This is a genomic window from Lentisphaerota bacterium (genome assembly GCA_016873675.1).
Classification (GTDB): domain Bacteria; phylum Verrucomicrobiota; class Kiritimatiellia; order RFP12; family JAAYNR01; genus VGWG01.
On record VGWG01000118.1, the window covers coordinates 1 to 7,661 of the forward strand.

Consider the following 7,661-nt stretch of genomic DNA (forward strand, 5'->3'; position numbering starts at 1 on the left):
ACGGCCGCATCAAGGCACTACCGCCACTGCCGCCAGACACATTGACAGAAAGCTGAAAAGCTGAAAACTGAAAGCTGAAAAGCTGAAATGGCGCTGACGCGAAGGCGCGTTGCTCGTGGAGGCGGCGGTCCGGGCGGACGGTGGCGTCCGGCTGCCAGGTCGGCGACGTGTGAGAGAGACGGAAGGTTGGCCCCGTGTCAGGGTCAGAGTTAATCAGAAGGCCCGTCCCTGGTAGGCTGGGTGGTGCGGGAGATCGACGGGATGCGAGCGGGGGATGAGGGGTGAACGTTACGGCTCTGCGGCGGCGCGGAGCGACGTACGCAGAAGCCGTTTGTTATGCCGGGGTATTGGATTCATCGGTCTTGTAGTCCTTGATGAGTGTGGCGTGTAGTTCTCGAATGGCGGCGATGCCTTCGTGCTCGTGCAGGGTCTCCATGTCGAAGGCGAGGCAGATGTCGATGTCGCGTTGGGACATGTAATTGCCGTGGATGAGTACCTCGCGAATCTGGTCGGCCGGGTCGGCGTAGTAGCGCTCTTCGGGATCGGCACTGTTGACCAGAAACTCGCGGTAGCAGCGCTCGATGACCGGCTTGGAGTGGGTCTGTATCTCGTCCACGATACGCAGAATCTCAGTGATCTTGGCGTCAAGTGCGGCCGCGGTGCTGAAGAAGATGTTGCCGTTGGTGTGAGCGGTGTCGTTGCGGTCATCCACCAGTTTTGCGTAGGTGCCAATCTGGCCGTTGTCGCAGGCGATCAGTTTGAGGAAGCGCAGGATGGTGCGCTCGTTGACGGTGCTGAAGACAAAGGGCGAGCTCGCTTCGAGCAGGTTCTTTTCCACGTCCTTGCCGAAGCCGATCAGTCCCTTGGCGAAGTCGCCGGGCTCGGTCTGCTTGATCTGCCAGATGTTGAAATAGACGAAGCTCATGGTGAGCATGTGGTAGGCGAGGAAGGCGAACTGGTATTTGCCGTGGGTGTAGTTGGTCTCAAAGGCGTCCCACAGGAAGGCGATATAGTCCTGCTCGCTCTTCGTCTTGAAGGAGAGCGGCAGATAGTTACCCAGTTCGGCGGCGTCTTCCATGGCTCACGCCTCCATCGGGGCCGGTTCTTCTACGAAGGCATCGCCCATCATCATCTTGTAATGCTCAATGTGCTTTGACTTCTCAAATATCGCCCTGAACACCTTCAGGTAGGAGTCCACCATCGTGCCGTCAATCGAAACGTAAAGGTCGTCATGCGCATAGTGTGAACCGTCGTGCACCCACGAGCACAACGACCTGCATATCTTCTTCTCCTGCCCTTCGAACAACGCGCAGAGTTGGTCCAATTCTATCCCACCCAGAATTTTGAAGTAGTTTTCCAAAATGCGCCGTAACGTGTTCTGAATGGTGAGGTTTGAACGATCGGGCTTGCGAATTTCGGACCAAAGCAATTCGTACGATGTCTTTATAGGGTTAGTCGGGTGCTTGTCGATCTTCGTAACCAACCCGGACTTTCGAACGATCCAAAATGTTCGCTCGTTCGGCGATATGCCCTTTTGCTTTGGGGTATAGGTTACCTCCTTGTGGAAGTAGACGTTATGTGTGAGGACAAATATCTGCTTGATGTGGCCGGTTCCAGATCGCACCTCATCGAACAACCCCTTGATGAGGCTCCCTACGATGAAGAGAACGTCACTGTCGAGACTGGAAACCGGATCGTCGAAAACCACGATCCGGTCAGTTGTCATTCCGCTGTCTGAGTCGCTACCCTTAAGCAGATGGTAAAAATACAGAAAAGTGACAAAACTCTTCTCACCCTCGCTCAACGTCGCCTTGGCATCGGAGCCATCCGGTCGCACCAACTTATAGGATGTCCCGCTGGCCGCTTTAGCAAGTTTGAAGCCTTGAAAACCAAACGATGACAGGAGACTATTGATGCCGTCAATGGTCGGTTGGATGCTTGTGGTTTGTCTTTCCAGGTCGCGAATCTCGGCGGCCTTCTTCGCCTTGTCCTCCGTGGCAGATGCAATCTGGTCCGTCATCGCCGTGATGGCTTTGGCCAAGCCATCTTTTGCCGTCTTAAACACGGCAAGATCGGTCTTCAGTTCCTCAAGAACGAATTTCCATATCTGTGCCGTCAGAGTTGCGCGCTCGGCAGAAAGGTTCGTAACCATCTTGTTGTGTGCAGCCACCTGGGTGTTGGCCGCGTCAATCAATGCCTTTATTACTGCACAGACATTGCTCAGCGACTCCAACTCGACCGACTGACTTGCCTCCTTCTTCTTTCCGGCAAGCCGCTGGTTGTTCAGTGTGATTTTCGCGTCAAGCAACGCCTTCTCGGTCTTCACCCTCTCAACATCAAGGAATCTCGATGGTGAAGTAATGATTGCGGCGATTACTTGCTGAATCCGGGCCGCTTCAGTGGCGTAGTTCGTGGCGAGGTCGTTGATCGCCTTGCTTTCCGCAACAAACGTCTCGTCAAAATACTCGTTCAGACTCTGAGCGAATGCGTCAGTGGTCGCTTGTTGGCAAAATGGACATACTTGATCGTTACCCTCAAAGAATCTCCGGCCTTCACGGACCCAGTCGCTGTTCCCGAGCTTATTAATCATTGTGGCTATATCAACGTCTTCCTTGCCGATAACCCGCTTTATCAGAATGGGGTTCGTTTCGTGTGCAAGCAGTTTGGATGTATCGACAGCGGGAACCGATGCCTCCATCGTAGGCGTGGGGCCAAAAAGGCTTTCCGCTTTCTTTTCCAAATCTGCCAAGGTGAGGACCGTCGCGGTATTCGAGACATGCTCCTGAAGCACTTTCGCCTTGAACTTCTCCATGTCGTTCCGGAAGCCCTTGAAGCCTTCGTCCAGTTTCGCTTCATGCTTCTTCATTTGCTTCCAGCACCTGACTGTCAATTCATTCTCCAGCGTAGCCAACTCCCCTTTCTTGCCGCTATTTCCGTCGGCACCCTGCAGGCCCAGAGTAAGGTTCTCAATTTTGGATGTCAGAGCATCGAGTTCGCCTTTGGCCGCAGCGATCTTGTCGAGAGTGTCGCGTTGTTTCTCCCCTAATGTGAACACCCCTTTCATCTCAGTGAAGTTCCTCTCGATGAAGTCATGGTTGTAAACCAGCGGCTGGAGTTTTGTCCCAGCCCTCCATGTAACCTTGCACGTTGGGAACTTCGCATCATCTGCAATAACACGGCTGATCGTCGTTTTCCCCGTGCCGTTAGAGCCGAATAAAAAATTGAATTGAGAAAGTGCGGTGAGTTGCTCGGGCGTAGTGCCAAAGGTTGCGGTTTTGGCGATACTGATGGATTCGATCATGGTGTGTTCCCTTGCGCATCTTCCCCCCAAACACGGGCGAGGGTGGCTTGGATCTTCTTCTCCATACGGGCGATCAGGTCACGGTTGGCGGCCACCAGTGCTTGCTCGGCTTCGATCTCGGCGACAATGGCGCGTTGGGTTTCGAGGGGCGGGAGGGGGATTCTCAGCGACAGCAACTGTGGTTTCGATATGTTCTTCATGCTTCCGCTCGTCCCGCCACACAAAGAGCTGATTCTCTCCCGGCATTCCTTTGACGCAAGCACGGTTTGCACGTATCGAACTTCGACATCAGCGCGAGAAATGACGGTCTGCCAAAGGCGGTCTGGCAAAAAGAGATTCGGATAGTCCTGAGGGACGAAGGCATTGGCGCCAACGAGCGCCTCGGTGTTCATTCGGCTGATAATTATGGTGTTGCCGCGAACGGGACAGCGGAGTCTTGAGTGCTCCTCGGGCAGCACGGACTTGTGTTCAGCAGAGTCAAAGACACCACTGGTGACACAACTGGTCTTGAGGATTCCGAACTCACCATCAGAAACGGTTCTATTCGTCGAATTGACGCTGACGCCGGACTCAAGTTCAACGACGATCTCCCCCAACTCCACCATCGGCCACTCGGGGCGGATGGGGATGTGGGGGCGGTAGTTGTCGAGGACGGCGCGGGCGCCGTCAATGACCTTCTGGTACCCCTCGATCTCCGCCACGATCTCCTGCTGGATGGGGAGCGGTGGGAGGGGGATTTGGATTTCGGCGACCGCTCCCGGATTGGCGCGAGAGAGTGAGCCGCCAACTCCGGTGATCGTCTGCATGAACGAGGCATGGAAGAAGTCGGAAACAAGAAGTTGGCGTAGAAACCCGGGCGCAATGTCGGCGCTCGAAAAGACAATCCACTCGGTTGATGCGATTTGCCGGCGGCCATCTGAGTTTTCGTGAACGACCCATGCTCGGCGAATATGCGGAATGATTCGCGACAACAGGACATCGCCGGGAGCAACGACCTTCTTTTGGGAGCCGACCTCAGTACCGCGCAGAATTTCAGGGCGACCTGCATCAAACGCGGGGATACTCCACAACTCGAAGAGTTCGTCCGGTGCTGTTCGCGGATCAACCGTCTTTACGCCGTCCTTCATGAATCGGCCAACGGGCACAAGCGGGTATGCCGTGTTGGAGACAACCCCCTCCCTATACCGCTCTCCGCTGAGGTTGTAGTCGCCGTTGGCGGCGATCTTTTCCTTCGACACGACCAACCCAAGCGTCGGAGTGTACTCGGTCATCGGTTCCCGCGCCCGCAAACGGCGCAGATATTCGGCGATCTCGGCGCGCGTCTGGGGCAAGTCGCTGTGTTTTGGGCACAATTCCGGTTTGTCGCCCATCTCGGTGCAGAGGGCACGCCGCTGCGCCCCAAGCCCATAACCGTCCTTCTCGATTTTGAAGAACGCAATCGTCTGCGTCTGCCGGGCCAGCGTCTTGTCGAGGATGAGGATTGAGGTCTTGACGCCGGCGTACGGGTTGAATACGCCTGCCGGCAGGGAGACGACGGCGACGAGGTATTCCTCGACCAGCAGTTTGCGGAGCTGGGTGTAGGCGGTCTGGCTCTGGAAGATGATCCCCTCTGGCACGATGATGCCGGCGCGGCCGTTGGGGGTGAGGTGCTCGGCCATGTAGTCCACGAAAAGAACTTCGCTGCGCTTGCTCTGCACGGAAAAACGGTTATGCGGCTTGATGCCACCCTTCGGCGACATGAAGGGCGGATTGGCAAGGATCACGTCGGCGTACTCGTTCCATCGGTCCTGGTAGGTGAGGGTGTCGTACTCGTGGATGTGCGGGTCGGTGAACCCGTGCAGGTACATATTCGAGAGCGACAGTTGAACCATCTTGGGGTCAATGTCGTAGCCCCTCATGTTGTTGGCGAGCCGTCCGCGCTCGTCGGGCGTGAGGGTGCTGTGGCCGTCCTTGTCGGTGTTGGCCTTGCGGATGTGCTTGTAGGCGGAGATCAGGAAGCCGGCGGTCCCGCAGGCGGGGTCGAGGATGACGTCAGTCTTCCTGGGGTCCACGACCTCGACCATGAAGTCAATGATGTGGCGCGGGGTGCGGAACTGGCCGGCGTCGCCCTGGCTGCCGAGGACCGAGAGCAGGTACTCGAATGCGTCGCCGAGGCGCTCGGAGTGGTCATACGCGAACTCGTCAATGATCTTGAGGAATGCGCGCAGGGTTTCGGGGTCGCGGTAGGGCAGATAAGCGTTCTTGAAGATGTCGCGGAAGAGCGGCGGGATGCCCGGGTTTTCGGGCATTTTGGCGATGGCCTCGGCGTAGAGGTTGAGGGTCTCGTGACCGCCCAGCCCGGAGCGCATGAGCTTGGCCCAGCCGTAGCGGGCGTATTCGCCGGCGAAGAACTTGCGGTGGCCGCCCAGCTCCTCGGCCCCGGCGTCCATGTCATCCATGAACTTGTAGATCAGGGCGATGGTGATCTGCTCGACCTGGGACTTGGGGTCGGGCACCTTGCCGACGAGGATGTCGCGGGCGGTGTCGATGCGGCGCTTGGTGTCGGTATCGAGCATGGCGGGTTCCTTGGGGACTGATCGGACGGATCGGACCAATCGGTCAGACGTCAACGATCCCTTTGCATTCGGGGTAGGCGGTGCAGCCCCAGAACTGCCTGCCCGCGTTCATGCCGGTCTTGGCGGTGCGCAGGGCCATGGGTTTGCCGCATTGCGGGCAGGGCGGAATGGGATCGGGCGGATCAGACCGATCCGTCCGATCCGTCCGATTCTTCTGTTGCCGATGGGCCAGGCGGGCGGTGGCGAGTTGTTCGCTGTAGCCACCCTCCTCGATGAAATCACGTTCCAGCGCGGCGATCTGGCGGTCGAGCAGGGTGTTGGCCTGATGGATCAGGCAGATCAGCGCATTGGCGCGCACGCAGGGGTCGGCGTGGTCGAGCCAGGGGGCATAGGTAGCGTAGCGCCGGTCGTCGGCGATGCGGGTGAGCGCTTGTGCTGGGGGTTGATCGGACGGATCGGACGGATCAGACCGATCGGACGGATCATCGGCCGGATGCCGCCGCCCGATGTCGCGAACGGCCATGGCATCCGCGCTGTCGGGGTGCCATTGGGGCAGGCGGCGATGACGCAGGAAGTCTTCGTAATCGAGGAGCAGTTCCTCGATGCTGGCGCGCGCGACGTTAACCAGTCGAAGCTCTGTCTGTGACGAGGTTGCGGAGGCGCGGCTGCCCTCCGCGATATTCTGACGGCCGCTACGCGCGGCCTGCATCATCTGGTCCACCGTGCGCGAGCGCGGATCGAGAAACTTCTCGCAGAACCAGTACGTCGCGTCGTAGATCACGGTGGCGGTCTGAAACGTGCGTAACTCGCGATAGCCACCGCTGTTCCGGATATTACCCATAATTTTCCTCCCCTACGCCGCGAATTGGTTCAGCGAAACATAATCCTTGACGTATTCCGGTACGAGGGCGCGGTACTTCTCGGGCACGGCTTTGAAGTCGCGGGTCGAGAAGACGGGGTTGGTGGCCAGATCGGTGAACTGGCGGTGGTCAATGATGTCGCGCACGCGGCCACTGGTGACATAGGCCTTGAAGTAGTGCTTGATCGCCGGGATGGCGGAGGGCGGTTCGGGTACGCGGTCGGCGACGAACTTGGCGAACTCCTCTTCGAGCAGTTCGTCTTTGCTCTTGAAGCGCGGGATCATGCCGAAGACCCTCTCCAGGATCTCGCGCAGGGTGATGCGCCGGTCCACGGCGGCGGCTTTGCGGAGCTTGTCGAGGTTGTAGAACTCCTCGGGCTTGTCGAAGACCTCGCGGTTGACGTAGTCAATCACGCGGTCCCACTGGCCGGCCTCGACGGCGGCGGCGATGACCGGGTCGTCGCGTACGGTCTCCCCGAAGCGCTCGAAGAACATGCGGTCAATCTTCATGCCTTCGTAGCCGATCGTCTCCTCGCGGATCGAGGCGAGGATGTCGGCGCCGAGGTGTTCGTAGGCGCCTTCGTACACGACCGGTCCGCCGCCGCCGTCGCGCGGCTTGGTCGTCGGGCGCGGCAGTTTGAGGACCTCGTCGTAGTTGAACTCGGTCTCGAAGTACTCGCAGTTGGCGAAGAAGTCGAAGAGCTTGAAGGCGCTTTTCCGCGGTTGGCCGACGCCCGCGCGGAGGGTGTCGTCGAAGAGTTGCTCCAGGAAGTCGTGCTTGCGCGTGCCCCGCCCCTTGATCTGGATGAAGTCGGTGGGCGAGAAGATGGGGCGGAACAGGCCGAGGTTGAGGATGTCGGTGCAGTCGTAGCCAGTGGTCATCATGCCCACGGTGACGCACACCCGCGCCTTGCTGGTCTTGTAGGCGGGGATGAAGTTGCCCGAG

The 7,661-nt window shown here is 58.4% G+C and carries 5 protein-coding genes; all 5 read right to left on the reverse strand.

Translation table 11 applies throughout. The features are described 5' to 3' along the window. Nucleotides 1-334 precede the first annotated feature (334 nt). Nucleotides 335-1,078, reverse strand: a complete 744-nt coding sequence (locus tag FJ222_11050; GenBank protein ID MBM4164957.1) for a hypothetical protein — start codon at nucleotides 1,076-1,078, stop codon at nucleotides 335-337. Between the two features lie 3 nt (nucleotides 1,079-1,081). Next, nucleotides 1,082-3,301, reverse strand: coding sequence for an AAA family ATPase (locus FJ222_11055; GenBank protein ID MBM4164958.1), 2,220 nt, complete (start codon nucleotides 3,299-3,301; stop codon nucleotides 1,082-1,084). Continuing rightward, the gene (locus FJ222_11060) at nucleotides 3,298-5,856 is read right to left on the reverse strand and encodes a restriction endonuclease subunit M/S (GenBank protein MBM4164959.1); all 2,559 of its coding nucleotides are present in this window, start codon (nucleotides 5,854-5,856) and stop codon (nucleotides 3,298-3,300) included. Before FJ222_11060 ends, FJ222_11055 begins: the two co-directional genes overlap by 4 nt. A 43-nt stretch (nucleotides 5,857-5,899) precedes the next feature. Next, nucleotides 5,900-6,697, reverse strand: coding sequence for a four helix bundle protein (locus tag FJ222_11065; protein ID MBM4164960.1), 798 nt, complete (start codon nucleotides 6,695-6,697; stop codon nucleotides 5,900-5,902). Nucleotides 6,698-6,709: 12 nt separating this feature from the next. Beyond that, nucleotides 6,710-7,661 (reverse strand): restriction endonuclease subunit R (locus FJ222_11070; protein MBM4164961.1); only part of this gene is annotated, 952 nt, incomplete at its 5' end.